Source organism: Mesorhizobium sp. L48C026A00 (genome assembly GCF_000502375.1).
GTDB classification, from domain to species: domain Bacteria; phylum Pseudomonadota; class Alphaproteobacteria; order Rhizobiales; family Rhizobiaceae; genus Mesorhizobium; species Mesorhizobium muleiense.
Window position 1 is genome coordinate 20,562 of the sequence record NZ_AYWU01000011.1, and the last position, 24,048, is coordinate 44,609.

Consider the following 24,048-nt stretch of genomic DNA (forward strand, 5'->3'; position numbering starts at 1 on the left):
TTGTTCCTCAGGTCTTCTGCGCGACTTTTTCATCGATTTGGCGCGAGAGTATGGCGGAGAACTCGTCCGCGAACCCTTCCATTCGCACGGCGATCTTGCTCGCGTCCGACGACAGCTTGTTGTAGGCGATGACGGCGGGAATAGCCGCCAGCAGGCCAATTGCCGTGGCCAGCAGCGCCTCGGCAATGCCGGGTGCGACCACCGACAGGCTGGTGTTCTTCGATGCCGCGATCGCCTGGAACGAGGTCATGATGCCGATCACGGTGCCGAACAGGCCGATGAACGGCGCCGCCGAGCCAGTGGTGGCGAGAAAGCCAAGCCGTCCTTCCAGTTTTTCCATTTCGCGGGTCAGCGCCAGGTCCATCGCCTTGTCGATGCGGGTCTGCAGGCCAAGCGGCGATTTCGCCCCCTTCTCGAAGCTCTTCTTCCATTCGCGCATGGCGGCGACGAAGATGGCGCCCATGCCTGACGTCTTGCGGTCGGCGAGCGTGCGATAGAGCTCTTCCAGCGACTGCCCGGACCAGAACACCTGTTCGAAGCGATTGAGCGCGAGCCGCATGCGGCCATAGGCGACGAGCTTGTCGACGATGATCGCCCAGGTCCAGATCGAGGCGCAGAGCAGCCCGATCATGACCAGCTTGACCACCCAGCCGGCCTGCGTGAACAGCGCCCAAATCGACAAATGCGCGCCCGGTTCGGCGAGTGCGATATTTTCCATGGTTACGTCCTTAAGAATTTTCCGGGCACGGCTGGCGGCTGGCCCATAGGCATCCCTTATAATCCGTTCGCGCAAAGCTTGCGGAATAACCCCAAAATGCACCGTAGGCGGCCTTTTCAGGGCAAATCTTGGTGAAAGGAAGGCGCTGGATTCCTCCAATCTTCACCACTCTCTTCATGAACTGTTATGGTTAAGGATGGGTTAGGACGCACAGCGCGGCGCATTGCCGCGCCTTGGGCGAGCCGCCTGGCATCGTCAGCGGATCATTGGGACCGGTAACTTGCCGATTTGAACTATCGATTTGTCTTGGGCATGAAGGTTGCGATCCATTCCTTCGGAAAGCGCCTTGGCCGGCCGTTCTCGCCGATGATCGCCGCCTCGACCCGCGCCTCGACCAGCACCTCGCCGCCGCGCTTCAGCTGCTGCGCCATAAAGATGCGGGCGCCCGAAATGTCCTCGGTGCGCGTCTCGATGGTCAAGACATCGTCCATGCGGGCGGAGCCGCGAAAGTCGATTTCCATGCGCCGCACCACCCAGATTATTCTTTCGCCATGCTTGCCGTCGGCAAGCTCGGTGTGGTGGACGCCGGCAAGCCTGAGATAATCGGAACGGCCGCGCTCGAAGAATTCGAGATAGCGCGCGTGATAGACGACACCGGAGAAATCGGTGTCGGCATAATAGACCCGCGCCATCAGCCGGTGGCCGAATTCGGTCAGCGCGCCGGAAAGCCCCGCGCAGAGCGCCGCCGATTCACCATGATCGTCCATCGCGCTTTCCTTTTTTGGCCTGACCGGGCACCTAAAGCACGACGCGCTTCAGGTAGTGTTTCCGGGCGCGTCGTTGTCCAAAAGCCGCTACACAGTTTTGGGCGACACGCATTAACTTGGCCCATGAACCCGATGGCACTGTTGACGGCGATGATCAAGACCTTGATGGCGGCGCTGCTTGTGCTGGCCGCGCTGGTGCCGCCGGGCCAGGCGGCGAGCTTTATGATGAAGCGCGGCCTCAATCTCGACCAATGGACGACATGGCCGGGCGAGGACAAGTGGGGAGACCGGCGGGCAATCCTGCCTTATCCGGAATGGCGCAAGTTCCTCAACGACGACGACCTCAAGGCGCTGAAGAGCGCCGGCTTCGATTTCCTGCGCATGCCCGTCGATTCGTCGCCGTTTCTGTCCGGCGAGACGCTGACGCTGCGCGACGAGCTCTATGCCAACGTGCTGGCCTCGGTGCGCATGATCAATCGCGCCGGTTTGAAGGTGATCGTCGACATGCACCTGATCCCTGGCGGCAGCAGCCGCAAGATCGGCATGGGCGAGGTGATGGACGATCCACAAATGTTCGACGCCTATGTCGAAATGGTGCGCAAGATGGCGCGCACGCTGGCCGACGAGGATCCGCGCCAAGTCGCTTTCGAGCCGATGAACGAGCCGGTCATTGACTGCGACGCCGACGGCACCGGCCTGTGGCCGGAGCGCCAGCAGAAACTGTTCGTGGCGGCGCGTTCGTCAGCCGCCAGGCTCACCCTGATCCTGACCGGCGCCTGCTATTCCAATGCGGCATCGCTGGCAAAGATCGATGCAAAGGCGATCCCTGACGACAACATCATCTGGACCTTTCACTCCTACGAGCCGTTCCTGCTGACCCATCAGGGCGCGACCTGGGCCGGCGACTTCATCCCCTATGTCACCGGCCTGCCCTATCCGCTCAGCGCCAGCCCGCGCGCCCAGCTGGATGCTGCGCTCGATACGATCCGCGCAAGGATCAAGGCCGAAGCGCCATGGGCGCGCCAGAGCGGCCTGCTTGCCTATCTCGACGAGCAGGTCGCCAGCCTGGACACCGACGAGGAGCTGCGCGAGACGATGGATGCGCCGTTCACCAGGGTCGAGGCCTGGGCAAAGGCCAACGGGATAAAGCCGGAGAACATCACGCTCGGCGAATTCGGCATGATCCGCCAGGAATACGGCAATGCCTACGTGATGCCGGCCGAATACCGTGCCGCTTATGTCAGGGACATGATCGCGCGCGCCGAAGCCCATGGCTTCGCATGGTCGGTCTGGAGCTATGGCGGCGCCTTCGGCATCGTCGACGCTTTTGATGGCGACAAGGCCGAGCCGGATGTGATGGACGCGATCAGGTCACTTCATTGAAGTGCTGAACCCAATTCGATCGAAAGAACCTCTGGGCGCATCCCGAAACGCACCGGCAGGATGCTGAAACCGAGGCCTCCGGAGACGATCAGGTTGCGGTTCTCCTCCACGACATGGCCATAGGCAAAACGGTTGCCGAAGCGGGACGGCACGACCGGAGAATAGCCGAGCAACCGCACCTGTCCGCCATGGGTATGACCCGAAAGGGTCAACGATACCCGTGGCGGGACCTCCGGGAAAATGTCAGCAGGATAACAGGGGCCTTGTCGCTCACCTTTGCCAGCGTGCCGCGCAGGTCGTCCAGTCCTGTGAACCTGCTGCGGCCCCAGGCCCTGCCCGGTCGTAGCGCGAGTTGGTCGGCAAGTCCGGCGATCCAGAAGCCATGCCCGTCTTTTTCCAGGCGCACCACATCGTTTTCCAGGACCGGTATGCCGGCGCTCTCGAGCGCCCGGCGCGCCACCGTCGGCCCCAACCCGGCCTTCTGGGCGGAAAGGTCCTCCCACCAGTCGTGATTACCAAGGATTGACCACACGCCGAGCGGCGCCTTCAGGCCTGACAAGGCCGGCGCCCATTCGGAGGAGCCCACCCAGTCCGTAACCAGGCGTGTGCCGGCTGCATAGTCGCCAAGCAGGACAATCAGATCCGGCTGCAGGCTGTTCGCCCGTTCGGCAAGTGACCTGATCCGCTCCGGCGTCATCCATGGCCGACAGGCATGAATATCGGCGAGAGCGACGACGCGAAGCCGCAATCCTGCAGTCCAGTTTGGCGGGGTCAGTGAATAGCGCTTTACATGTGTCAGCAGCATCGGCTCGAGGCCAACCGCATAAGCATTGAGCGACACGGCGGATAGGAAGGAACCGCCGATGAGGCGCAGGAAGCCGCGTCTGGTGATCATCGCTCAACCCCTTCGTTCGTGGAACCGACGGTCCCACAGCGAAGCGTTAGAGCCCGCAAATGCGCCGGCAAGCTGACCAGGATTAGGAGATTTTGCGCAGCAAAGAAGGCCGCAACGCCGCGCCGACGCTACTCTTCCTGGAACAGGCTGATCTGCTGCTGCGCCAGGTCCTTCGGCGCATCGAGGCCGAGATGCCGCCAGGCATTGGCGGTCAGCACGCGGCCGCGCGGTGTGCGCTGAATAAAACCCTGCTGGATCAGATAGGGCTCGATGATGTCCTCGATGGCGTCGCGCGGCTCGGAAAGCCCCGCCGCGATGGTCTCGATGCCGACCGGCCCGCCGCCAAAATTCCGCGCGATCATCGAGAGATAGCGGCGGTCGAGCGCGTCGAGGCCGAGCGCATCGATCTCGAGCCGCGTCAGCGCCTCGTCGGCGATCTGGCGGTCGACGTGACCGTCGCCGGCGACGGAGGCAAAATCACGCACGCGGCGCAACAGCCGGCCGGCGATGCGCGGCGTGCCGCGCGCGCGCCGAGCGATCTCAAGCGCGCCATCGTCTCCGAGCGGCATGGCAAGGATGCGGGCGCCGCGCCGCACGATCTGCTCCAGTTCCTCGACCGAGTAGAAATTGAGGCGGACCGGAATGCCGAAACGGTCGCGCAGCGGATTGGTCAAAAGGCCGAGCCGGGTGGTGGCGGCGACCAGTGTGAAGCGGGCAAGATCGATCTTGACCGAACGCGCCGCCGGCCCTTCGCCGATGATCAGGTCGAGCTGGAAATCCTCCATCGCCGGATAGAGGATTTCCTCGACCGCCGGGTTGAGCCGGTGGATCTCGTCGATGAACAGCACGTCGCGGTCTTCGAGATTGGTGAGCAGTGCTGCGAGATCGCCGGCCTTGGCGATGACCGGACCGGAGGTCGAGCGGAAATTGACGCCGAGCTCGCGTGCCATGATCTGCGCCAGCGTCGTCTTGCCGAGGCCGGGCGGCCCGACGAACAGCACATGGTCGAGCGCCTCGCTGCGGCCCTTGGCGGCCTCGATGAACACTTTGAGATTGGCCCGCACCGCCGCCTGGCCGACGAAATCGCCGAGCGTCTGCGGCCGCAAGGTCTGCTCGGCATCTTCGCCGCGCTTGTCGGGAGCAATGAGGCGTGGCGAAAGGCTCATGCCGCCTTCCTTGCACAGGGCAGAGAACGGGACAAGCGCAGACTCACCGCGCCAGTTCCTTCAGCCCGAAGCGGATCAGCTTCGACGCATCCGCGTCCTCGCCGGCGCTTTTCAGCGCCGCCGCCACCGCATTCGCGGCGGTATCGCGCGAATAGCCGAGATTGACCAGCGCCGAGACGGCGTCGCTGATCGGCGCCGGCGCGACGCCTTCGCCAAGCTCCTGCTTCAGGCCGATGGTGCCGGAGGCAGCGCCCGCAAAGGCCGGCGCCTTGTTCTTCAGTTCGGTGACGATGCGCTCGGCCACCTTCTTGCCGACGCCGGGCGCGCGGCTGACCATGGCAATATCACGCAGCGCGATGGCATTGGCGAGTTCGGCCGGCGCCAGCGTCGACAGGATGGCCAGCGCCACCTTGGCGCCGACGCCCTGCACATTGCTCATCAGCAGCCGGAACCATTCGCGCTCCAGAACCGACTGAAAACCGTACAGTCTCAACATGTCCTCGCGCACATAGGTCTCGATGAACAGCACCACCGCCTCACCGGAGGCCGGCAAGCCGGCCAGCGTGCGCGTCGAGCAGTGGACGACATAGCCGACGCCGTGCACGTCGATGATGCAGAAATCCTCGTCGACCTCGTCCAGCGTGCCTTTTAGCTTGCCGATCATGTGTGGTCCCTCATGCCAGCGCCGCCAACCTATAGACAACACTCTGCCGGTGATGCGCGTGGCAGATGGCAATGGCCAGCGCGTCGGCGGCATCGTCGGTGTCGAACGTCGCCTTCGGCATCAGCACCTTGACCATCATGTGGATCTGCTTCTTGTCGCCATGACCGACGCCGATCACCGCCTTCTTGACGGCGTTGGGCGCATATTCGGCAACGACCAGGCCGGCCAGCGCCGGCACCAGCATGGCGATGCCGCGCGCCTGGCCGAGCTTCAGCGTCGCGGCCGCATCCTTGTTGACGAAGGTCTGCTCAACCGCTGCTTCGTGCGGCATGGCGGCATGCAGGATCTCGGCAAGTCCGTCATGCAACTGGCAAAGCCGTGTCGCCAGCGTCGCCTTGTCGTCGGAACGCACGGTGCCGGAGGCGACGAAGCGCAGCGAGTTGCCGAGGCTTTCGACGATGCCCCAACCGGTGCGCCTCAGCCCCGGATCGATGCCGATGATGCGAATCGTTTCCCCCATCCGCCAAGTTTACCCGTGGCGGACAGCGATGCCAGCGAAATGTGAACAAACCAGAAACGGTTCCGCTGCGTCCCACCGGCTGCTCTGAGGAGACAGATGGAGTGGTTTTCGAGAACCGAAGCGCAGCGGACATTTGGGTCCGTGAGCCCGCGCATGACCCCGAAATCAGAACCGATTTTCGGAAAGCATCATGCGCAAAAATCAAAGTGCTACAGCGTTCTTTGCGTGTCCAAGAGCACGCGCGGCGCTGTAGGTGTCCCGTCAGAGTAGAATTATCGAGCGGTCTGTCAGCCGCGGGCGAAAGCCGTGTTGAGCAGCGTGATCTGGTCGGAAACCGGATTGGTGCGGCGGCCGGATGGCGCAGCCTCGGCCACGGCGCCGCCGTAGATTTCCTCGTCCATGCGGCGCACCAGTGCCTGCAGGCGCAGCGAGCGGTCGACGAGGTCAAGAAAATCCTTGGGCAGCTCGACCCAGCCTGCGGCATCGTTGTTGGCGGAAGCGGTGTCGAGACGCACCTTGGATTTTTCGGAAGCAACCTGATCGCGAGTCATTTCGCCGGAATTCGCGGCGCGCTGCAGAAGCAGCCAGGAGGCGACCTGCATCAGCCTCGTGGTCAGTCGCATCGACTCGGCCGCATAGAGCGTCGCCGCCAGCCTGGACAGTTTCTTCGCCTCGGCCCGGCCCTTGCCGTCCAGATATTCGGCCGCCTGCTCGACCAGGCCCATGCCTTCCTGGTAGAGCGGCTTGAAGGATTGGGAGAAAACCCGGCGCTCCGCCAGCTTGATGGTTTTCGCGCTTCCCTTCGAAGGATCGTTCATCGATACGCCCTGCACTCGCCTTACAGCCGGCCGAATCGGCGTCATCGCCGCCACGCCTGCACCCTAAATGACCGAGGCTTGAAAATGCGCTTCGCCGCCGGTGAAGGCAAGCACATGTTTAACAAACGGTTAACGGCGACGCAGCGGCGCGGGCGACCGGCAATCCGGGTCGCCGAAAAAAAAGAGCCGCGGATAAGGCGGCTCTCAGGAGTTTAACAGGGAGGCGTCAAACAAAGTGGCTCCAACCACTCGGTAAGAATCCAGATCACTGGATGCGCATAGTAAACGCCTGTAAAGCTTAATGAAGCCTTAACGGCGAGGAAATTTTTTGATCAAGCGTCGCCCGCCTGTGCCGTAACAGCACAATAACTCCAGGCTTTTTGGGGCCCAGACCTTTGGACTCAGGCCTTTTGCGTCTCAGCATGCCGTTCGGCTTTCCACACCACCGGCAGCGCGATGTAAGCGAACAGCAGCAGCCCCGCGTAAAAGCCCATCGAGGATGTTGCCACCAGCGGCTCGATCGCCGGGTTGCCGGCAAGCATGATGTAAAGGCCGATCAACAGTCCGGTGCCACTGATTGCCGTCAACCAGAAATGGACGGTGGCAAGCGTCTTTTCCGCGACTGCCGGAAACAGATGGTAGAAGAATGCAAACACCGCCGACATCAGCCATCCGGCCACCATGATGTGGGCGTGGGTTGGCATCTGCGCATGATCTTTGCTGATCGCCATCTGTAGGCCGAGCGCCATCCCGGCGAGTGCGTAGAAGACGGCCAGCGTGAAGAAGTTTCGTGCTACCTTTTGCATGTTATGCCCCGAATTGCCTTTTCCCGTCATGGGAATGGGTTGAGATCAGGCGGTCGCCCCGCCACCGGGTCCCCGGCATCGGCGCATTAGCATCGGCAATGTTTCTGGACGATGTCGCATCGCGCCCGCCTGAAACCGCCGTGACGCTGCTGACGGCTCGGCTGCCGGCAACTTCCATCGGCTGGCAATCTAGAGAAGGCCGGCGATCCCGTCCCACAGGAGCTTGACCGCGACGACCGCTACGGTCGCATAGGTGAAGGGGTAGAACAGTTCCGGTCGCATCCGCCGCACCAGCCAGGCGCCGGCGATGGTCGAGAGCGGCGCCAGCGGTACCAGAACCGCCGATGCGGTCAGGTTGGTGGTGTCGAACTGTCCGAGCGCAAAATAGGGGATGAGCTTCAACGCGTTGGTGGCGGCAAAGAAGATTGCGGCGGTGCCCGACAGCACTTTCGGATCGAGCCGGATCGGCAGCGCATAGACCTGAAAGGGCGGGCCGCCGACATGGGCGACGAAGCTGGTGAAGCCGGCGACCGTCCCCCAGAGTGCGGCAGCCGCGCGGTTGGGTTCGGCCGAGTGGCTCGCACCGTGCCGCACCTGTAGATAGACCCAGCGAAGCACGAAGATAATCGCCACGGCGCCGACGATCAGCCGCACCATTTCCGCTGTCACCAGCGCCGCGGTCAGCCAGCCGAGGCCGATGCCGATCACTGCCCCCGGCATCATGTCCGCAAGCATCTTGCGGTCGTAGACCCCCCACCATGTCCACACCGAGACGATGTCCATCAGGCACAGTATGGGCAGCAGGATGGCGGCTGCCTGCACCGGCGGCATGGCCAGCGCCATCAGCGGCACGCCGACGAAACCGACCGCGCCGCCAAAGCCGCCCTTGGACAGACCGACCAGGATGACGGCTGGAACGGCAGCGGCATAGAACCACGGATCGAATAGCAAGCCTGACATCGTCGGGGAGCAGTTGGAGGGAAAGCGTGTAGACGCTGGAATAGCCGATAAACTTTCGCGCCGCGACTGCAAATGCGCACACGACGCTGTGGTCGTTCGTGCTGAGGCCTGTCACGGTTTTGAGGAGGCAGTTGCGCCGAGTGGCGGCGGGCGCCTGCGGATCGGCTGCGCCTTGATGATGGCTGTGCTCGTTTCGGCCTTGTCGGCGATACGGTCGAGAAGCTTGTCGAGGTCGCCGATCGAGCGCACGAACAGCCGGGCAACAAAGCAGTCGTCGCCCGTCACCTTGTCGCATTCGCCAAACTCCGGAATCTCCTCGATCAGCTTCTGGACAATATGCAGCTTGCCCGGCAAGGGCCGGATGCGAACGATCGCCTGCAAGGTGTAGCCGAGCGCTTGGGGATCGATTTCGACGGTGAAGGCCCTGATAACGCCACGATCCTCCAGCCGACGCAGGCGTTCCGCGACACTCGGCGATGACAGTCCTACCTGGTGGGCCAGTTCCTTCAATGAGGTTCGCGAATCCTTGATCAGGATTTCGAGAAGGCGTCGGTCCAGATCGTCCAGCATTTGACATTCCCAAGGAAAAGGCCATCTTCACCTTATTTAATTAGGCATAACGGGCATATCACCCGGCGCAAATTATTGAAAGCGCTGATGTGGCATGGGATTATCAACCATCAGCGTTTCGAGAGGCAATATTCATGGACAGCACGGTGCGTGGCACGGTCGAAATGACGGCCGCAATGGTGATCCTCGGCACGATCGGATGGTTCGTCGTCATGTCGGGCGAGCCCATCATGGACGTCGTCTTCTGGCGCTGCGCCTTCGGCGCTATAACGCTGCTGATCATCTGCGCTGCCCTGGGGCTGCTGCGCGGCACGCTGTCACTGCGCATCGTGGCGATTGCGGCCCTTGGCGGCGCGGCCATCGTCATCAACTGGCTGCTGCTGTTCAGCTCGTTTTCCCGCGCCTCGATCTCGATCGCCACGGCTGTTTACAACACGCAGCCCTTCATGCTGGTCGGCTTTGGCGCGCTCTTCTTCTCAGAGCGGCTGACCCTGACAAAGCTGGCCTGGCTTGGCATCGCCTTCGCCGGCATGCTGCTGATCGTGCAAGGCTCGCCTGATGCCGGCTCCGATGCGGGCCCCAATACAGGTAATGTCGGCACGGATTATTTTATCGGCATCGCGATGGCGCTGGGTGCGGCTTTCTTCTGGGCCGTCGCCGCCATCGTCACCAAGAAGCTCAAAGGCACGTCGCCGCACCTGATCGCCCTCATCCAGGTCTGCGTCGGCGTCGTCATCCTGGCACCCTTCGCCAACCTTTCCCACCTTCCCGCCGACGTGTGGAGCTGGAGCATGCTGGCGACGCTTGGCGTCATCCATACCGGCCTGATGTACATCCTGATGTACGGCGCCATTCAGAAACTGCCAACCTATCTGCAGGGGTCGCTGTCCTTCATCTACCCTGTGGTCGCGATCCTGGTCGATGTCGTCGCCTTCGGCCACCGGCTGCATCCGGCCCAGATGGTCGGCGGCGCCGCCATCCTGGTCGCCGCCGCCGGCATGAATCTTGGCTGGACGCTGTGGAAATCGAAGACCCCAGCCGAGAGCACCCAGGCAATCAAGTGAGGCAACAACGTTGCCGTGCGACAATCATGCGCCAATGGTCCTGGCCGCCCGCCTGTTCAAGGCCGGCACTTTGCTCTATGCCGCAATGCAACCATCTTCGCCCGGCATAGGCGAAAACCGGGGTCAAAAACCAATGAACGACGCAACGCCTCCAAATCGCTGCCGCATCGTGCTGATCGCGCCGCCCGGCATGCCGGCTGAGCACATCGGCGCGGCGTTCGAGGGCGGCGACGTCGCCTCGCTGATCCTGCCCGAAAACGACATGGACGAAGCCTCCTTCCAGGCCTTCGCCGAACAGATCGTGCCGGCGGCGCAAGCGGCAGGCATCGCTGTCATCATTGCCGGCGACACCCGCATCGCCGGCCGCGTCCAGGCCGATGGCCTTCATGTCGAGGCCGGCAAGGCCAAACTCGCCGAGACGATCGAGCGTTTCCAGGCAAAAATGATGGTCGGCACCGGCGGCGCCAAGACCCGCGACGATGCGCTGGAACTCGGCGAACTCAGGCCCGACTACATCTTCTTCGGCCGCTTCGGCTACGACAACAAGCCGGAGCCGCACCCACGCAACCTGTCGCTGGGGCAATGGTGGGCGGATGTGATCCAGATCCCTTGCATCGTCATGGCCGGGTCCGACATCACTTCGGTGGAAGCGGTGGCTGCCACCGGCGCCGAATTCGTGGCGCTGTCCAGCGCCGTCTTTGCCGAGGGCATCGACCCAAAGATGGCAATCGCCAGCGCCAACGCGCTGCTCGACGAAACCGCGCCGCGTTTCGAGGACTGACGTGCCCGCGCCGACAATCCTTTTCGGTGCTTTGCTTGCGCAGCTCACGGTGCAGGTCGCCGTGGCGGAAACCGTCCCATTGCCGCAACCGAAGCCCGACACCGCTGCAAGCACGGACAAGCCGATCGCCACGCCGCTGCCGCAGCCCGCCACCACGGCGCCGCTGCCGTCGGCCGACGCCATTAATCCCGACCGCTTCGGTGCAAAGCCGTCGGATTCTGCCTATGGCGCCTTCCAGCGCGGCCTTTACAAGACGGCCTACAACCTCGCTCTGGTTCGCGCCCAGAATGGCGATCCGGCGGCGCAGACGTTGATCGCCGAGATATTGTCGCGCGGCCTTGGCGTGCCGGTCGACGCGGCGGAGGCGGCCAAGTGGTACGCGCTTGCCGCCGAGCAGGGGATACCGGAATCGCAGTTCCAATATGCGCTGATGCTGCTCGACGGCCGCTACGTCAAGAAGGACGAGAAAGGGGCTTACGCGCTGATGCAGGCCGCCGCCGAGGCCGGCAACCGTCTGGCGCAGTTCAATTTCGCGCAGCTGCTGGTGCGGCAGGACCCCGGCGATGCCGGCATCGCAAAGGCCGTGTCCTATTATCAGCGCGCCGCCGCGACCGGCCTTGCCGACGCGCAATATGCGTTGGCGCAGGTGTATGCCAATGGCGTCGGCGGCAAGCTGCGCGACGATGCCCAGGCGCGCGGCCTGCTGGCGCAGGCAGCAAGGCAGAACTACGATACGGCGCAGATCGATCTCGCTGCCTGGATGATCGAGGGACGCGGTGGCGCCCGCGACCTGAAGTCCGGCTTCGGCTGGATGAAACAGGCCGCCGAGGGCGGCAATGTCGCCGCCCAGAACCGCCTCGCCAAGCTTTACATGGGCGGCATCGGCACCGATCCGGATCCGATCCTTGCCGGCGCCTGGTACGTCGTCGCACGGCGCGCCGGGCTGATCGATCCGGAGATGGACGATTTTCTGCAGGGCCTGACCGACGACCAGACCAAGCAGTTGCTGCAGAAGGCCAACCGCCTGCCGTAAAGCGTCGCGGACAGTGAATATCGGGCAGCGGCGGGGATGGATGCTGACGAGGGGATGGCTCCGCCGTTACTCCCCCTGCTGTCCACTCTCCCTCTTGCCCAATCGCTTGCCTCTCCTGGCGATTTGTGGTCTTGGAGGCGCCAAATCGCTTTCGTCGCGAAAATCTCATTCCGGATCACATCATCATGGCCAAGATCAATGGCAACGAAATCCGTCCCGGCAACGTCATCGAGCACGATGGCGGCTTGTGGGTGGCGGTCAGAACCAACGCTGTCAAACCAGGCAAGGGCGGCGCCTATAATCAGGTCGAGTTGAAGAACCTGATCAACGGCACCAAGCTCAATGAGCGTTTCCGCTCGGCCGAGACAGTCGAGCAGATCCGACTGGAGATGAAGGATTTCTCCTTCCTCTACGAACAGGGCGAAGCGCTGGTGTTCATGGACACCGAAAGCTACGAGCAGCTTGAATTGCAAAAGGATTTCGTCGGCGATCGCGCTGCCTTCCTGCAGGACGGCATGATGGTGACGGTCCAGCTCTATGACGAAAGGCCGATCGGCATTTCGCTGCCCGACCAGGTGACGCTGACGATCACCGAGGCCGACCCGGTGGTGAAGGGCCAGACCGCCGCCTCGTCCTATAAGCCGGCGATGCTGGAAAACGGCATTCGCGTGCTGGTGCCGCCTTTCATCGGCTCGGGCGAGCGTATCATCGTCGACACCAACGAAATCACTTATGTGCGCCGCGCCGACTAAGGCATGATCCCAAAAAGTTGCAGACTTTTTTGGACAAGATCATGTCTCAAAGCAAATAGCATCATCCCAAAAAGTTGCAGACTTTTTGGATAAGATCATGCCTCTAGGCAAATAGGCGCAGCGGCAGGAAGAAGAGCAATGGCGCGTTCCGCGATCCTCAATGTCATGGTCCAGGCCGCTATGAAGGCCGGCCGCTCGCTGTCGCGGGATTTCGGCGAAGTGCAGAACCTGCAGGTCTCGATGAAGGGGCCGGGCGACTATGTCAGCCAGGCCGACCGCAAGGCAGAAGAAATCCTCTTCACCGAGCTGTCGAAGGCGCGGCCGGGCTATGCCTTCCTGATGGAGGAGCGCGGCCTGATCGAAGGCGACGACAGCCAGCACCGCTGGATCGTCGACCCGCTCGACGGCACCACCAATTTCCTGCACGGCATTCCGCTCTTCGCCATCTCGATCGCGCTGGAGCGCCAGGGCCAGATCGTCGCCGGTGTCGTCTACAATCCGGCGATGGACGAACTCTACACCGCCGAGCGCGGTGGCGGCGCATTCATGAACGACCGCCGGCTGCGGGTTGCCGGCCGCACCAAGCTGATCGACACGGTGATCGGCTGCGGCGTGCCGCATCTCGGCCGTGGCCAACATGGCAATTTCCTGATCGAGCTGCGCAACGTGATGGCCGAAGTTTCGGGCGTGCGCCGCCTCGGCTCCGCCTCGCTCGATCTCGCCTACGTCGCTGCCGGCCGCATGGACGGGTTCTGGGAAACCGGCCTGTCGGCCTGGGACGTCGCCGCCGGCATCCTGCTGATCCGCGAGGCGGGCGGCTTCATCTCCGACTTCGCCGGCGGGCAGAACATGCTGGATGGCGGCTCGATCGTCGCCGGCAACGAGACCATCCAGCGTGCGCTGTTGAAGACCGTCAGGAAGCCGGTGACGCCGCGCTAGACCATGATCCCCGAAAAACCATGAACCCGGACTTGGCGCGCTGAACCGCCGCAGTCGCAAAACCGCAACGAAAGCTTGAAATGCTGTCCGGCATCCGCCCAAATAAGGGGATGCAGGATCATTCATGACGCGCATCGGCCCGAAATCCCAGATCGAGATACCCCAGATCGAAATCCCGTTCATGGGACGCTGGCACTATTCGCGCGCCGAAATGATCGCTGACGGCATCGTCCATGCGGTGGGCATCGTGCTCGCCATTGCTGCTGGCTCGACGCTGCTGGCGCTGGCTGCCTTCCATACAGGTCCGGGCGAATATATCGCCGCCGCTTTCTACGTGGTTTCGCTGCTCGCCGTGCTGTCGGTGTCGCTGGCCTATAATCTGTGGCCGGTGTCGTCGCCTGCCAAGTGGATATTGCGGCGCTTCGACCATGCCACGATCTATCTGCTGATCGCCGCGACCTACACGCCTTTCCTCGCCCAGCTCGACGGTTCGTCGCTGGCCATCTCGATGATCGTCCTAGTCTGGGTCGCGGCAGCGATCGGCATCTCCATCAAAGTGCTTCTTCCCGGTCGCTTCGACCGGCTGGCGATCGTCTTCTATCTCGCCATCGGCTGGAGCGGCATCGTTCTGGTCGAGCCGCTCGTCCAGACATTGCCGACGACATCGATCGCGCTGATCGTCGCCGGCGGCATCGTCTATTCCTGCGGCGTCATCTTCTTCGCCTGGAAGGGCCTGCGCTTCCACAATGCGCTGTGGCACGGCTTTGTCGTCACCGGCGCCGGCCTGCATCTTGCCGCCATGGTCGACTGCCTGGTCATCAACCGACCCTAACGCAATGGTCCGCTTGGCAATATTGCCAAGCGCCATTCAATTTGGTCACAATTGCGTTTAGAGTCGCCGTCAAACGTGAATTGGCGGCGGCGGCGGCATCGGAAACGGGGCACGGATGGCTTTACTCAAATCCTTCGGCATGGGCAGGCGCTCCGACGTGCTGATGTACGATCCGCACAAATTGTCGAGCCCGCAGGTCTTTCTCCTGACCATGGTCATCTTCCTGATGATCGTCGCTTTCATCGCCGCCATCCTGACCCGTCAGATCTCGACAGCCTTTGCCACCAATCCCGGTCTCAACGGCCTGATCGTCGGCGTGCTTGCGGTCGGCATCCTGCTGGCCTTCGCGCAGGTCGGCCGGCTGTTTCGCGAAGTGCGCTGGGTCAACTCTTTTCGGGCCGGCTCCGAAACCACCGAACCGGTGCTGCTGGCGCCGATGAAGGCGATGATCGGCCGCTCGCCGACGATCGCCTTCTCGACCAGCTCAATGCGCACCATGCTCGATTCGATCGCCACCCGCCTCGACGAAAGCCGCGACACCTCGCGCTATCTTGTCGGGCTGCTGGTGTTCCTTGGTCTGCTTGGCACCTTCTGGGGCCTGCTCAACACGATCGGCTCGATCCGCGAAACCATCGATTCGCTCGATCCCGGTACCGGCGATGCCGCCGCCGTGCTCGAATCGCTGAAGGCCGGGCTTTCCGCGCCGCTGGCCGGCATGGGCACCGCCTTCTCGTCCTCGCTGTTCGGCCTGTCCGGTTCCCTGGTGCTCGGCTTCCTCGACCTGCAGGCTGGCCGCGCCCAGACACGCTTCTACACCGAGCTCGAAAACTGGCTGTCCTCGGTCACCGACCTGTCCTCCGACATCGTCGTCGCCGAACCGCCCAGGGTCGAGTCCTCCGACGAGATCCGCGTCCTGTCGGAAAGACTGCGCAGCATGCAAGAGAACGGCGGCGGCGCCAATCCGCGTGTCGCCACCGCCATGGCCAACCTTGCCGACGGCATTTCGGGCCTGGTCAAGAACATGCGCTCGGAGCAGCAGATCATGCGCGACTGGGTCGAGGCCCAGTCGGACGAGCAGAAGGCGATGCGCAACACTCTGGAGAAGATCGCCGACGCCTTGAAGAAGACTGGAGTCCATTAGCATGGCTCTCGCCAGGAGCCGGCGTGCCGATCGCCGTATCGATTACTGGCCGGGCTTCGTCGACGCGCTGTCGACGTTGCTGCTCGCGATCATGTTCCTGCTTACCGTCTTCGTGCTGGCGCAGTTCCTGCTCGGCCGCGAAATCTCCGGCAAGGACACGGTGCTCAACCGCCTCAATTCGCAGATCAACGAACTGACCCAGCTTCTGGCGCTGGAGCGTTCGACAACGCAGGACAAGGAAGATTCGCTCGCCAATTTGCAGGCGTCGCTGTCGGCGTCGGAGGCGGAAAAGAGCCGGCTCGAGCAATTGCTGGCGCAAGGCGCCGGTGCCGGCGACGCCGCCAACCAGCGGGCCACGGCGCTTTCGGGCGAACTCGACAACCAGCGCCAGATCAGCCAGCAGGCGCTGAGCCAGGTTGAAATCCTCAACCAGCAGATCTCGGCGCTGCGCAGACAGATCGGAGCGCTCGAAGAAGCGCTCAATGTGTCGGAAGCGCGCGATCGCGAGTCCAACACCAAGATCGCCGATCTCGGCCGCCGCCTGAACGTCGCGTTGGCGCAACGTGTGCAGGAACTGAACCGCTACCGGTCCGACTTCTTCGGGCGCCTGCGCGAAATCCTCGCCGATCGCGAGAACATCCGCATCGTCGGCGACCGTTTCGTCTTCCAGTCGGAAGTGCTTTTCCCGACAGGCTCCGAAGTGATCAACGATGCCGGCAAGGACGAGATGAAGAAGCTCGCCGACGCCATCATCGACCTGCAGAAGGAGATCCCGCCGGAGATCAACTGGGTGCTGCGCGTCGACGGCCACACCGACGACAAGCCCCTGTCGGGCACCGGCCGCTACCGCGACAATTGGGAATTGTCGACGGCGCGCTCGACCTCGGTGGTGAAGTTCCTGATCGAGAACGGCGTGCCGGCCAACCGCCTGGTTGCCGCCGGCTTCGGCGAATTCCAGCCGCTCGACCCCGCCGACACCGAAGACGCGCGCAACAAGAACCGCCGCATCGAGCTGAAACTGACCGAGCGCTGATCGCCCCGGCTCCAGGCGGCGGCCGCACTTAGGGCGGCGATGCAGGCTAGCAAGGCCTGAAAAGATTACCTTTTTTTGATTACACTTTGCCGAGGATCGCTCCTAGCTATGTCATGGGCCCGAGAACCGCCGGCGGTGGAAGCGTCCATTGCGACCCGACGGAACCGACGGCCCACGGCCGGAAGGTGGCCCTCCCAATCGCCGCCTCCCCTGTAAAAAGGAGACGCAACATGCGCTCTTTCACTCCCAAGACCTCAGGACTGCAACGCTCGCCGCACTTCTCGTCACCGTTCCGTTTGCCGGCGCCGACGCCCGCCCGCATGAGGCAGCTTTGATCAACCAGATAGAGAGCGTGGATACCGGTATCCGAGGCGCCATGCAGGCGAACAGGATCAAGCTGGACGAAGCGCGTGGCTTGCGCACGCAGGTCGCTCAACTTGATCGGGCCGCGCAGAGGGCCGCGCGAGATGGAACGATGCCGGCCACGCAGTATCATAAAATGCTGGCGCAGATCGACCATGTGAGCCAAAGGCTGCGGGCTGCCACCGGCAGCGCCTTCCTCATCGGCAGCGGTGGCGATGGCGGGTACTATCCGAACGGCTACGGCCCAAACTATCCAAAAGGCTGAAATCATCCATTACAGCGCCGCACTTTGATCTTGCGCATGATCTGTTGGTTTTGTGCAAAATACGTTCCGCACCGAAGCCCCAGGCAGCAATCCGCACAGGGAACTTTTCCAAAAATCGAGTCCGATTTCGGGGTTATGCGCCCAACCAAACTGCGACCAGAGCAACTGCAGCCGGCACGGTCTGGATGTAGAGGATTTTCCTGCCGACCGTCGCCGCGCCGTAGAGGCCGGCGATGGCGACGCAGAGCAGGAAAAACACCTTGATCTGGAAACCAGCCGCGCCGAGGTAAAGCCCCCAGATCAGCCCGGCTGCGAGAAAGCCGTTGTAAAGTCCCTGGTTGGCCGCAAGCACTTTCGATGCGCTGGCGAATTCCGGCGTCAGCTTGAACGCCTTGTGGCCGCGCGGCGTGTCCCACAGCACCATCTCCAGATAGACGATGTAAAGGTGGATCAGCGCCACCAACCCGACCAGCACATTGGCGATCATGCTTCGTCCCCCCGATGCGACGCGCCGCCGCCTCGCGACATTGATCACGCACGCCACCGCTCCTGCAAGACCCATTGCGCTGTGCATCCTGGCCAGCAACCATGTGCCCATCGCCAACGGCCTTTCGGGGTTGCCAATATCAGCGCATTGGTATCTTTTCCCGCCGTTCAAATTCAGCGGAACCCGCCATGTCCTTTCAAAAACTCGACGACCTCGGCCACAAGCTCGAAGCACTGGAGCATGCGCTCGCCATTCTCAGCGCCGACGAGGCGACCCACATGGCCGTCGGCGGCGGTGACAAGCGTGCTGAGGCGATGTCGGCGCTGGCCGGCATGCATCACGCCAGAGCGACAGCGCCGGAGATCGCCGACTGGATCGCAGCGGCCGAACAGGAAACGCTGAACGAAGAACAGCAGGCAGCGGTCAAGGAATTCCGGCGGCAATACACCAACCTGACCTGCCTGCCGGTCGAATTCGTCGAGCGCCAAACCACCGCCCGGATGCGCTCCGAGCAGTTGTGGCGCGACTTGCGTGCAAAGAACGACTGGGCCGGGTTCCTGCCGGCGCTCGAAGGCGTCGTTGCGCTGGTGCGCGAGGAAGCAGGCCTTCGCGCCGACGTGCTCGGCCTTGACCCGTACGACGCGCTGATGGAGCAATATGATCCCGGCAACCGCGCCGCCGACATCACGCCGGTCTTCGCCGAGTTGAAGACCTTTCTCAGGGATTTCGTGCCGGAGGCACTGGCCGTGCAGGAAAAGCGGCTGGCGAAACATCCGCTGAAGCCGCTTTCGGGCAGCTATGCGATCGAAAAGCAGCGCGAGCTTGGCCTCGCCATGATGGCGGCGGTCGGCTTCGATCTCACCCACGGCTCGCTGTCGGTATCGCATCATCCGTTCTGCGGCGGCGTGCCGAGCGACGTGCGCATCACCACCCGCTACAAGACCTCCGATTTCCTGTCGGCACTGATGGGCGTGCTGCACGAGACCGGCCACGCGCTTTACGAACAGAACCTGCCGCAGGCGTGGGCGCACTGGCCGCTCGGCAAGGCGCGCGGCATGGCTGTGCATGAAAGCCAGAGCCTGTTCGTCGAGAAGCAGATCGGCCGCAACCCCGAATTCTGGCGCTGGGCGCTGCCGGTGGTCGAAAAGCACCTCGGCGAGGCGTGGTCGATCGAAGACATCCTGCCGCATGTACACCGGGTCGAGCGCGGCCTGATCCGCGTCGACGCCGACGAGGTGACCTATCCGCTGCACGTCATCCTGCGCTACGAGTTGGAGCAGGAGCTTGTCTCGGGGCGACTCGAGGCCGCCGACCTGCCCGAGGCCTGGGACGCCAAGATGCGCGACTATCTCGGCCTGTCGACCATCGACAACCCGGCCGACGGGCCGATGCAGGACGTGCACTGGCCGGGTGCTGCGTTCGGCTATTTCCCGTCTTATACGCTGGGCGCGATGATGGCGGCGCAGCAATGGGCCGCCCTGACCAGAGATCATCCCTCCGCCGACGAAGACCTCGCCAAGGGAAATTTCGCGGCGATCAACGACTGGCGCCGGCAAAGGATCTGGTCGCAAGGCTCGCGCTGGTCAACGCCCGAACTGCTCGAGCGCGCCACCGGCGAGAAGCTCAACGCCACGCATTTCACCGAGCATTTGCGCAAGCGCTATGGGGAGGTGCTGAAGGGCGCCTGACATGTCTTCAAGCGCATCGAACGCGGCGGCAATTTCGTCACTGCCGACCAGCGCCATTTGCAAAAGACGAAGCCGTTTGGCAGCGTCGTCCTACTACTCCGCGGCGCCCCTGAAAGCGTTCGCCCCGGTTTCGAATTGCAGCTTGGCCAGCCGCGCATAGATGCCGCCCTTGGCGACGAGGCTCTGGTGGGTGCCTTCCTCGACGATGCAGCCGCCATCCATGACCAGGATCCGGTCGGCCTTCAGCACCGTCGCCAGCCGGTGGGCGATGACGATCGTGGTGCGATCCTGCATCAGCCGTTCCAGCGCCGTCTGCACCAGCGTCTCGCTTTCGGCGTCGAGCGCCGAGGTCGCCTCGTCGAGCAGCAGGATCGGCGCATCGCGCAGGATGGCGCGGGCAATCGCCACGCGCTGGCGCTGGCCGCCGGACAAGGTCACGCCGCGCTCGCCGACCTGGCTGTCATAACCGTTCTCAAGTTTTAGGATGAACTCGTCGGCAAGCGCATCCCTGGCCGCCGCTCCCGAGCACATCCACGCAGCGCTTCTTCATCCGTATCAACTGGCNTGGCGACGGGGTCGGCCTCGCGCACATTGACGCCGTCGATCATGATCTTGCCGGTCTCGGGGTCGTAAAAGCGCAGAAGCAGCGAAAAGACGGTGCTCTTGCCGGCCCCCGACGGGCCGACGATCGCCACCGTCTCGCCGGGCTTGACCTGGAAACTCAGGCCGTTGACGGCAGCGCGGTCGGGCCCGGCCGGATAGGAGAAGGACACGTCGTCGAAACTGATTGCGCCCCTGGCCGTCGCCGGCAGCGGTTTGGGATGCGCTGGGGCCTGGATTGCGGGCTTCTCGGCCAGGATCTCGGTCAGCCGTTCGGCAGCGCCCGCCGCCTGGGAAAGCTCGCCCCACACCTCCGACAGCGCACCGAGCGCGCCGGCGGCAAACACCGAATAGAGCAGGAACTGACCGAGCGTGCCGGGCGACAGCGTGCCGTCGAGCACGTCGCGCGAGCCGAACCACAGCACCGCCACCACCGAGGAAAAGATCATGAAGATGGCGAAGAAGGTGAGGAAGGAGCGGGCAAAGATCGAGGACCGCGCCGCCGCGAAAGCGGCTTCCACGGCAGCTGAAAAATGCCCGGTGACCTGCTTCTCGTTGGTGAAGGCCTGCAATGTGCGCACCGCGCCGATCTGCTCGCTGGCATAGGCCGTGGCGTCGGCCAGCGTGTCCTGCGCCAGCCGTGATTTGCGCCGCACCGAGCGGCCGAAGGCGACCAGCGGCAGCACGATCACCGGAATGGCGGCGATGACGAGGCCCGACAGTTTTGGGCTGGTGAAGACCATCATCGCCACGGCGCCAAGCCCAAGAATGACATTGCGGAGCGCTACCGACGCGGTGGCGCCGACCGCCGACTTGACCTGCGTCGTGTCGGCGGCGAGCCGCGAGACGATCTCGCCCGACTGGGCGGTGTCGAAGAAGGATGGCGACAGCGTCGTGACATGGCGGAACACGTCGCTGCGGATGTCGGCGACGACGCGCTCGCCCAGCGTAATGACGAAATAATAGCGGCAGGCCGACGCCGCGGCGAGCAAGGCAGCCATCACCACCAGCATGGCGAAATACTCGGCGATGAAGCTGGAATCGGAGGCGGAAAAGCCGTGGTCGATCATCCGCCGCACGGCCAGCGGCAGCGCCAGCGTCGTCGCCGCAGCAACGGTCAGCGAGACGACCGCGCCAATGACCATTTTCCGGTAGCGGGTGATGTAGGGGAACAGGCGCCGCAGCGGCTTGATCGAGCGCCTACGCTCGTCTGCATCGCCGCTTGTATGCGCCATGACCGTTTCCTCTGGCCGCCTTCTGGGCATGCGCCTCAATATGCGCTTGCCGCGGCCTTGTGATTCAATTCCGGCTGATGTATAGGCTCGCCGACCGTTTTTAAAAGCCGTGGCTCCTCAATAGCTGCGGCTTCGAGTTTTAAAAAGGGGCGCATCGACGCAGGCTTTATGCCCGTCAGCGGCGCCAGCCAACCAGGAATAGCACAATGAAGACCGATATCCATCCCGACTACCACACCATCAAGGTCGTCATGACCGACGGCACCGAATACACGACCCGTTCGACCTGGGGCAAGGAAGGCGATACGATGAACCTCGACATCGACCCGACCACCCATCCGGCCTGGACCGGCGGCCAGCAGACCCTGCTCGACCGTGGCGGCCGCCTGTCGAAGTTCAAGAAGCGTTTCGAAGGTTTCGGCCTCTAAGCCGCAAGCCTTTTCGGATCGAAAGAAACCCGCCCTCGTGGCGGGTTTTTTGTTGAATGCGGCTCTATTCGCCAACCAGTTCGCGCAGCGCCATCCGCTTGTAGGCGGCGACCAGGTCGTCGCCTTCTTGGCGCCCGACCGAGATCGCCAGCCGCATGGTCGCCTCGCCCATCTGCCAGATGAGAAACGCCGTCGTTTCCAGCGCCGCCGGATCGGCGGTAGGCCGCAGCCGCTTCAGCACCGCGGTGAGGAATTCGGCGTTCGCCCGGCTGTCGGCGAGTTCGAGTTCGCGCAGCGCCTTGTCGGCCTGCGTGCCCGACCAGATGTCGCGCATCGCCGGCTCGGCCAGGAATAGCCCGTAATAGATATCCACCAGCTCGGAAAATGCTCGCCGCAGCCCTTCGGCGTCGCTAACTGGTGCAAGCGCTGCCCCGATGCAGGCCTGGCTTTCGGCGGTGTAGCGCTCGGCCAGCGTCCAGATGATCGCCCGCTTGTCCGGGAAGAACTGGTAGAGCGAGCCGATCGACACGCCGGCCCGTTCCGCCACCTCGCCCATGCGCATGACATCGCTGCCTCGCTCGGCGATCAGCGCAGAGGCGGCGGCCAGCATCCGCTCGACCCGCTCGCGGCTGCGCTGCTGGCTGGGCGCCCGGCGCGGCGATGCGATCTGGCCATCCTGTGAACCCGCTACGCTCGAGCCTTCCATCACTGTCTCCTGGCGAATGATCAACAAATTGGCTTGACTCACAAAATACGAGGGTTTATCACGTTTTGCAAATGTGAGGATTACTCATATTTGTCAGCAAAGGAAACCCGCCATGATCGACACAGCAGCAAAACCGATTTTGATCCTCGGCGGCACCGGCAAAACCGGCCGTCGTCTCGCGGACAGGCTGACGGCGCAGGGCCTGCCGGTACGGATCGGCTCGCGCTTGGGCACCACGCCCTTCGATTGGGAAGACGATACGACCTGGGAACCCGCGCTCGATGGTGTCGGTGCCGTCTACATCAGCTACTATCCCGACCTTGCGGTGCCCGGTGCGGCCGAAGCGGTCGGCGCCTTCGCCAACCTTGCCGTGGCAAGCGGTGTGCGCCGGCTGGTGCTGCTGTCGGGGCGCGGCGAAATCGAAGCGCAACGTGCCGAAGAGATGCTGAAAGCCTCAGGCGCCGACTGGACTATCCTGCGCTGTGCCTGGTTTTCCCAGAACTTCAGCGAGAGTTTTTTGCTCGATCCGCTGCTCGCCGGAGAGGTGGCTTTGCCGGTCGGCACTGTCGGAGAACCGTTCGTCGACGCCGACGACATTGCCGACGCCGCCGTGACGGTGCTTACCCGGCAAGGCCATGTCGGCCAGCTTTACGAGCTGACCGGGCCGCGTCTGCTGAGCTTCGCCGACGCGGTCGCCGAGATCGGCAAGGCGGCCGGCCGCGAGATCCGCTTTGTCAGGATTTCGCATGCCGAGTTCACCGCCGCAGTAGCCGGATACGAGTTGCCGGCCGAGTTCGCGGGGCTGCTCAACGAGCTGTTCACCGAGGTGCTCGACGGTCGCAACGAGGCGCTGACCGACGGCGTCGAGCGCGTGCTCGGCCGCGCCCCAAAGGACTTTTCCGCCTATGCAACCGAAACCGCTGGTACGGGCATATGGAGTGACTGACATGATCATGAAACTGCTTCCCAGCCTCACCTTCATCGCCGCGCTCGGCTCGGGCGTCGTCGCTGGTGTCTTCTTCGCCTTCTCCAGCTTCGTCATGCCGGGCCTCGCCCGCATGCCTGCCGTGGGCGGTATCGCCGCCATGAATTCGATCAACGTCACTGCGGTGACGCCGCTGTTCATGACCGCGCTTTTCGGCACCGGGCTGATCTGCCTCGTCCTCGTCGTCGGCGCTGTCATCGGCTGGGGCCAACCGGGCTCGTTGTGGCTTCTCGCCGGCACCCTGATCTATGTCGTCGGCAACCTGATCGTGACGATGATTTTCAACGTGCCGCTCAACAACGCGCTGGCCGCCGTCGATCCGGCAAGCGCCAACGGCGCCGCCGTTTGGGCCACCTATCTCAGGGACTGGGTGATGTGGAACCACGTCCGTACCATCACCGCCATCGTCGCGCTGGCCTGCTTCATCGTGGCGTGGCGGTGAACGAGGG

The 24,048-nt window shown here is 63.3% G+C and carries 26 protein-coding genes and 2 pseudogenes; 14 read left to right on the top strand and 14 right to left on the bottom strand.

The features are described from left to right. Window positions 1–7 precede the first annotated feature (7 nt). A complete protein-coding gene (tolQ, locus tag X738_RS61325; protein ID WP_023799988.1) occupies window positions 8–718 on the bottom strand; it encodes a protein TolQ in 711 nt (236 codons plus the stop codon). 293 nt (window positions 719–1,011) lie between these two features. Beyond that, window positions 1,012–1,485, bottom strand: coding sequence for a tol-pal system-associated acyl-CoA thioesterase (ybgC, locus tag X738_RS61330; RefSeq protein ID WP_023799989.1), 474 nt, complete (start codon window positions 1,483–1,485; stop codon window positions 1,012–1,014). A 132-nt stretch (window positions 1,486–1,617) separates the two neighbouring features. On the opposite strand from ybgC, the gene X738_RS61335 reads away from it, so the two are divergent. After that, on the top strand, window positions 1,618–2,868 hold the full coding sequence (locus tag X738_RS61335; protein ID WP_023799990.1) for a glycoside hydrolase family 5 protein: 1,251 nt from the start codon (window positions 1,618–1,620) through the stop codon (window positions 2,866–2,868). Here the strand turns inward: X738_RS61335 and X738_RS61340 are convergent. From X738_RS61340 to X738_RS61375, 8 genes and pseudogenes are all read right to left on the bottom strand, one after another. Further along, a pseudogene (locus tag X738_RS61340) lies at window positions 2,862–3,763 on the bottom strand (metallophosphoesterase). The gene X738_RS61335 and the pseudogene X738_RS61340 overlap by 7 nt on opposite strands. Window positions 3,764–3,891: 128 nt before the next feature. After that, on the bottom strand, window positions 3,892–4,929 hold the full coding sequence (ruvB, locus tag X738_RS61345) for a Holliday junction branch migration DNA helicase RuvB (protein WP_023799991.1): 1,038 nt from the start codon (window positions 4,927–4,929) through the stop codon (window positions 3,892–3,894). A 43-nt stretch (window positions 4,930–4,972) separates the two neighbouring features. Next, window positions 4,973–5,593 (bottom strand): Holliday junction branch migration protein RuvA, encoded by a 621-nt coding sequence (ruvA, locus tag X738_RS61350; protein ID WP_023799992.1) that lies wholly within the window; start codon window positions 5,591–5,593, stop codon window positions 4,973–4,975. 10 nt (window positions 5,594–5,603) lie between these two features. Continuing rightward, on the bottom strand, window positions 5,604–6,113 hold the full coding sequence (gene ruvC, locus X738_RS61355; RefSeq protein ID WP_023799993.1) for a crossover junction endodeoxyribonuclease RuvC: 510 nt from the start codon (window positions 6,111–6,113) through the stop codon (window positions 5,604–5,606). A gap of 287 nt (window positions 6,114–6,400) precedes the next feature. Then, complete coding sequence (gene rcdA, locus X738_RS61360) at window positions 6,401–6,931, bottom strand: protease adaptor protein RcdA (protein WP_023799994.1); 531 nt, start codon at window positions 6,929–6,931, stop codon at window positions 6,401–6,403. Window positions 6,932–7,332: 401 nt separating this feature from the next. Further along, the gene (locus X738_RS61365; RefSeq protein WP_023799995.1) at window positions 7,333–7,737 is read right to left on the bottom strand and encodes a hypothetical protein; all 405 of its coding nucleotides are present in this window, start codon (window positions 7,735–7,737) and stop codon (window positions 7,333–7,335) included. Between the two features lie 189 nt (window positions 7,738–7,926). After that, window positions 7,927–8,697 carry a sulfite exporter TauE/SafE family protein gene (locus X738_RS61370; RefSeq protein ID WP_023799996.1) on the bottom strand — a complete coding sequence of 257 codons (771 nt, stop codon included), beginning with the start codon at window positions 8,695–8,697 and terminating at the stop codon, window positions 7,927–7,929. A gap of 111 nt (window positions 8,698–8,808) precedes the next feature. Next, window positions 8,809–9,267, bottom strand: coding sequence for an Lrp/AsnC family transcriptional regulator (locus X738_RS61375; RefSeq protein ID WP_023799997.1), 459 nt, complete (start codon window positions 9,265–9,267; stop codon window positions 8,809–8,811). Between the two features lie 134 nt (window positions 9,268–9,401). Here X738_RS61375 and X738_RS61380 point away from each other — a divergent pair, with 134 nt between their 5' ends. From X738_RS61380 to X738_RS61420, 9 genes are all read left to right on the top strand, one after another. Further along, a complete protein-coding gene (locus X738_RS61380) occupies window positions 9,402–10,331 on the top strand; it encodes a DMT family transporter (protein ID WP_023799998.1) in 930 nt (309 codons plus the stop codon). A 133-nt stretch (window positions 10,332–10,464) separates the two neighbouring features. Continuing rightward, window positions 10,465–11,112 carry a thiamine phosphate synthase gene (locus X738_RS61385; RefSeq protein WP_023799999.1) on the top strand — a complete coding sequence of 216 codons (648 nt, stop codon included), beginning with the start codon at window positions 10,465–10,467 and terminating at the stop codon, window positions 11,110–11,112. 1 nt (window position 11,113) lies between these two features. Further along, complete coding sequence (locus X738_RS61390; RefSeq protein ID WP_023800000.1) at window positions 11,114–12,145, top strand: tetratricopeptide repeat protein; 1,032 nt, start codon at window positions 11,114–11,116, stop codon at window positions 12,143–12,145. A gap of 185 nt (window positions 12,146–12,330) precedes the next feature. Next, on the top strand, window positions 12,331–12,897 hold the full coding sequence (gene efp, locus X738_RS61395) for an elongation factor P (protein ID WP_023800001.1): 567 nt from the start codon (window positions 12,331–12,333) through the stop codon (window positions 12,895–12,897). Between the two features lie 138 nt (window positions 12,898–13,035). Then, window positions 13,036–13,836: an inositol monophosphatase family protein gene (locus X738_RS61400; protein ID WP_023800002.1), complete on the top strand. Its 801-nt coding sequence runs from the start codon at window positions 13,036–13,038 to the stop codon at window positions 13,834–13,836. A gap of 124 nt (window positions 13,837–13,960) precedes the next feature. After that, on the top strand, window positions 13,961–14,668 hold the full coding sequence (gene trhA / locus X738_RS61405; protein WP_023800003.1) for a PAQR family membrane homeostasis protein TrhA: 708 nt from the start codon (window positions 13,961–13,963) through the stop codon (window positions 14,666–14,668). Between the two features lie 115 nt (window positions 14,669–14,783). Then, window positions 14,784–15,809, top strand: coding sequence for a MotA/TolQ/ExbB proton channel family protein (locus X738_RS61410; protein WP_023800004.1), 1,026 nt, complete (start codon window positions 14,784–14,786; stop codon window positions 15,807–15,809). A gap of 1 nt (window position 15,810) precedes the next feature. After that, window positions 15,811–16,842, top strand: a complete 1,032-nt coding sequence (locus X738_RS61415; RefSeq protein ID WP_023800005.1) for a peptidoglycan -binding protein — start codon at window positions 15,811–15,813, stop codon at window positions 16,840–16,842. Window positions 16,843–17,173: 331 nt separating this feature from the next. Then, entirely contained in the window at window positions 17,174–17,470 is a 297-nt protein-coding gene (locus X738_RS61420) for a hypothetical protein (RefSeq protein WP_198032834.1), read from the top strand. 133 nt (window positions 17,471–17,603) lie between these two features. On the opposite strand, the gene X738_RS61425 is transcribed toward X738_RS61420, so the two are convergent. Beyond that, entirely contained in the window at window positions 17,604–17,957 is a 354-nt protein-coding gene (locus X738_RS61425; RefSeq protein ID WP_023800007.1) for a DUF1304 domain-containing protein, read from the bottom strand. 188 nt (window positions 17,958–18,145) lie between these two features. On the opposite strand from X738_RS61425, the gene X738_RS61430 reads away from it, so the two are divergent. After that, on the top strand, window positions 18,146–19,645 hold the full coding sequence (locus X738_RS61430; protein ID WP_023800008.1) for a carboxypeptidase M32: 1,500 nt from the start codon (window positions 18,146–18,148) through the stop codon (window positions 19,643–19,645). Window positions 19,646–19,738: 93 nt separating this feature from the next. Here the strand turns inward: X738_RS61430 and X738_RS61435 are convergent. Together X738_RS61435 and X738_RS84860 are read right to left on the bottom strand one after the other, a co-directional pair. After that, window positions 19,739–21,480, bottom strand: a pseudogene (locus X738_RS61435) (ABC transporter transmembrane domain-containing protein). A gap of 35 nt (window positions 21,481–21,515) precedes the next feature. After that, window positions 21,516–21,704, bottom strand: a complete 189-nt coding sequence (locus tag X738_RS84860; RefSeq protein ID WP_156942607.1) for a hypothetical protein — start codon at window positions 21,702–21,704, stop codon at window positions 21,516–21,518. Between X738_RS84860 and rpmE the strand changes: the two genes are divergently transcribed. Further along, window positions 21,687–21,908, top strand: coding sequence for a 50S ribosomal protein L31 (gene rpmE / locus X738_RS61440; RefSeq protein WP_023800009.1), 222 nt, complete (start codon window positions 21,687–21,689; stop codon window positions 21,906–21,908). The genes X738_RS84860 and rpmE overlap by 18 nt on opposite strands. Window positions 21,909–21,972: 64 nt before the next feature. Here the strand turns inward: rpmE and X738_RS61445 are convergent, their stop codons facing one another. After that, entirely contained in the window at window positions 21,973–22,614 is a 642-nt protein-coding gene (locus X738_RS61445) for a TetR/AcrR family transcriptional regulator (RefSeq protein WP_023800010.1), read from the bottom strand. Between the two features lie 112 nt (window positions 22,615–22,726). On the opposite strand from X738_RS61445, the gene X738_RS61450 reads away from it, so the two are divergent. Next, a complete protein-coding gene (locus X738_RS61450) occupies window positions 22,727–23,560 on the top strand; it encodes an NAD(P)H-binding protein (protein WP_023800011.1) in 834 nt (277 codons plus the stop codon). A 1-nt stretch (window position 23,561) separates the two neighbouring features. Next, window positions 23,562–24,041, top strand: coding sequence for an anthrone oxygenase family protein (locus tag X738_RS61455; RefSeq protein WP_023800012.1), 480 nt, complete (start codon window positions 23,562–23,564; stop codon window positions 24,039–24,041). The last annotated feature ends 7 nt before the right edge of the window (window positions 24,042–24,048 follow it).

Excerpts from the sequence above, each read along its gene's own strand:
- tolQ (WP_023799988.1), bottom strand. The coding sequence starts at position 718 with ATGGAAAATATCGCACTCGCCGAACCGGGCGCGCATTTGTCGATTTGG.
- ybgC (WP_023799989.1), bottom strand. The coding sequence starts at position 1,485 with ATGGACGATCATGGTGAATCGGCGGCGCTCTGCGCGGGGCTTTCCGGC.
- X738_RS61335 (WP_023799990.1), top strand. The coding sequence starts at position 1,618 with ATGGCACTGTTGACGGCGATGATCAAGACCTTGATGGCGGCGCTGCTT.
- ruvB (WP_023799991.1), bottom strand. The coding sequence starts at position 4,929 with ATGAGCCTTTCGCCACGCCTCATTGCTCCCGACAAGCGCGGCGAAGAT.
- ruvA (WP_023799992.1), bottom strand. The coding sequence starts at position 5,593 with ATGATCGGCAAGCTAAAAGGCACGCTGGACGAGGTCGACGAGGATTTC.
- ruvC (WP_023799993.1), bottom strand. The coding sequence starts at position 6,113 with ATGGGGGAAACGATTCGCATCATCGGCATCGATCCGGGGCTGAGGCGC.
- rcdA (WP_023799994.1), bottom strand. The coding sequence starts at position 6,931 with ATGAACGATCCTTCGAAGGGAAGCGCGAAAACCATCAAGCTGGCGGAG.
- X738_RS61365 (WP_023799995.1), bottom strand. The coding sequence starts at position 7,737 with ATGCAAAAGGTAGCACGAAACTTCTTCACGCTGGCCGTCTTCTACGCA.
- X738_RS61370 (WP_023799996.1), bottom strand. The coding sequence starts at position 8,697 with ATGTCAGGCTTGCTATTCGATCCGTGGTTCTATGCCGCTGCCGTTCCA.
- X738_RS61375 (WP_023799997.1), bottom strand. The coding sequence starts at position 9,267 with ATGCTGGACGATCTGGACCGACGCCTTCTCGAAATCCTGATCAAGGAT.
- X738_RS61380 (WP_023799998.1), top strand. The coding sequence starts at position 9,402 with ATGGACAGCACGGTGCGTGGCACGGTCGAAATGACGGCCGCAATGGTG.
- X738_RS61385 (WP_023799999.1), top strand. The coding sequence starts at position 10,465 with ATGAACGACGCAACGCCTCCAAATCGCTGCCGCATCGTGCTGATCGCG.
- efp (WP_023800001.1), top strand. The coding sequence starts at position 12,331 with ATGGCCAAGATCAATGGCAACGAAATCCGTCCCGGCAACGTCATCGAG.
- X738_RS61400 (WP_023800002.1), top strand. The coding sequence starts at position 13,036 with ATGGCGCGTTCCGCGATCCTCAATGTCATGGTCCAGGCCGCTATGAAG.
- trhA (WP_023800003.1), top strand. The coding sequence starts at position 13,961 with ATGACGCGCATCGGCCCGAAATCCCAGATCGAGATACCCCAGATCGAA.
- X738_RS61410 (WP_023800004.1), top strand. The coding sequence starts at position 14,784 with ATGGCTTTACTCAAATCCTTCGGCATGGGCAGGCGCTCCGACGTGCTG.
- X738_RS61415 (WP_023800005.1), top strand. The coding sequence starts at position 15,811 with ATGGCTCTCGCCAGGAGCCGGCGTGCCGATCGCCGTATCGATTACTGG.
- X738_RS61425 (WP_023800007.1), bottom strand. The coding sequence starts at position 17,957 with ATGATCGCCAATGTGCTGGTCGGGTTGGTGGCGCTGATCCACCTTTAC.
- X738_RS61430 (WP_023800008.1), top strand. The coding sequence starts at position 18,146 with ATGTCCTTTCAAAAACTCGACGACCTCGGCCACAAGCTCGAAGCACTG.
- rpmE (WP_023800009.1), top strand. The coding sequence starts at position 21,687 with ATGAAGACCGATATCCATCCCGACTACCACACCATCAAGGTCGTCATG.
- X738_RS84860 (WP_156942607.1), bottom strand. The coding sequence starts at position 21,704 with ATGGATATCGGTCTTCATTGTGCTATTCCTGGTTGGCTGGCGCCGCTG.
- X738_RS61445 (WP_023800010.1), bottom strand. The coding sequence starts at position 22,614 with ATGGAAGGCTCGAGCGTAGCGGGTTCACAGGATGGCCAGATCGCATCG.
- X738_RS61450 (WP_023800011.1), top strand. The coding sequence starts at position 22,727 with ATGATCGACACAGCAGCAAAACCGATTTTGATCCTCGGCGGCACCGGC.
- X738_RS61455 (WP_023800012.1), top strand. The coding sequence starts at position 23,562 with ATGATCATGAAACTGCTTCCCAGCCTCACCTTCATCGCCGCGCTCGGC.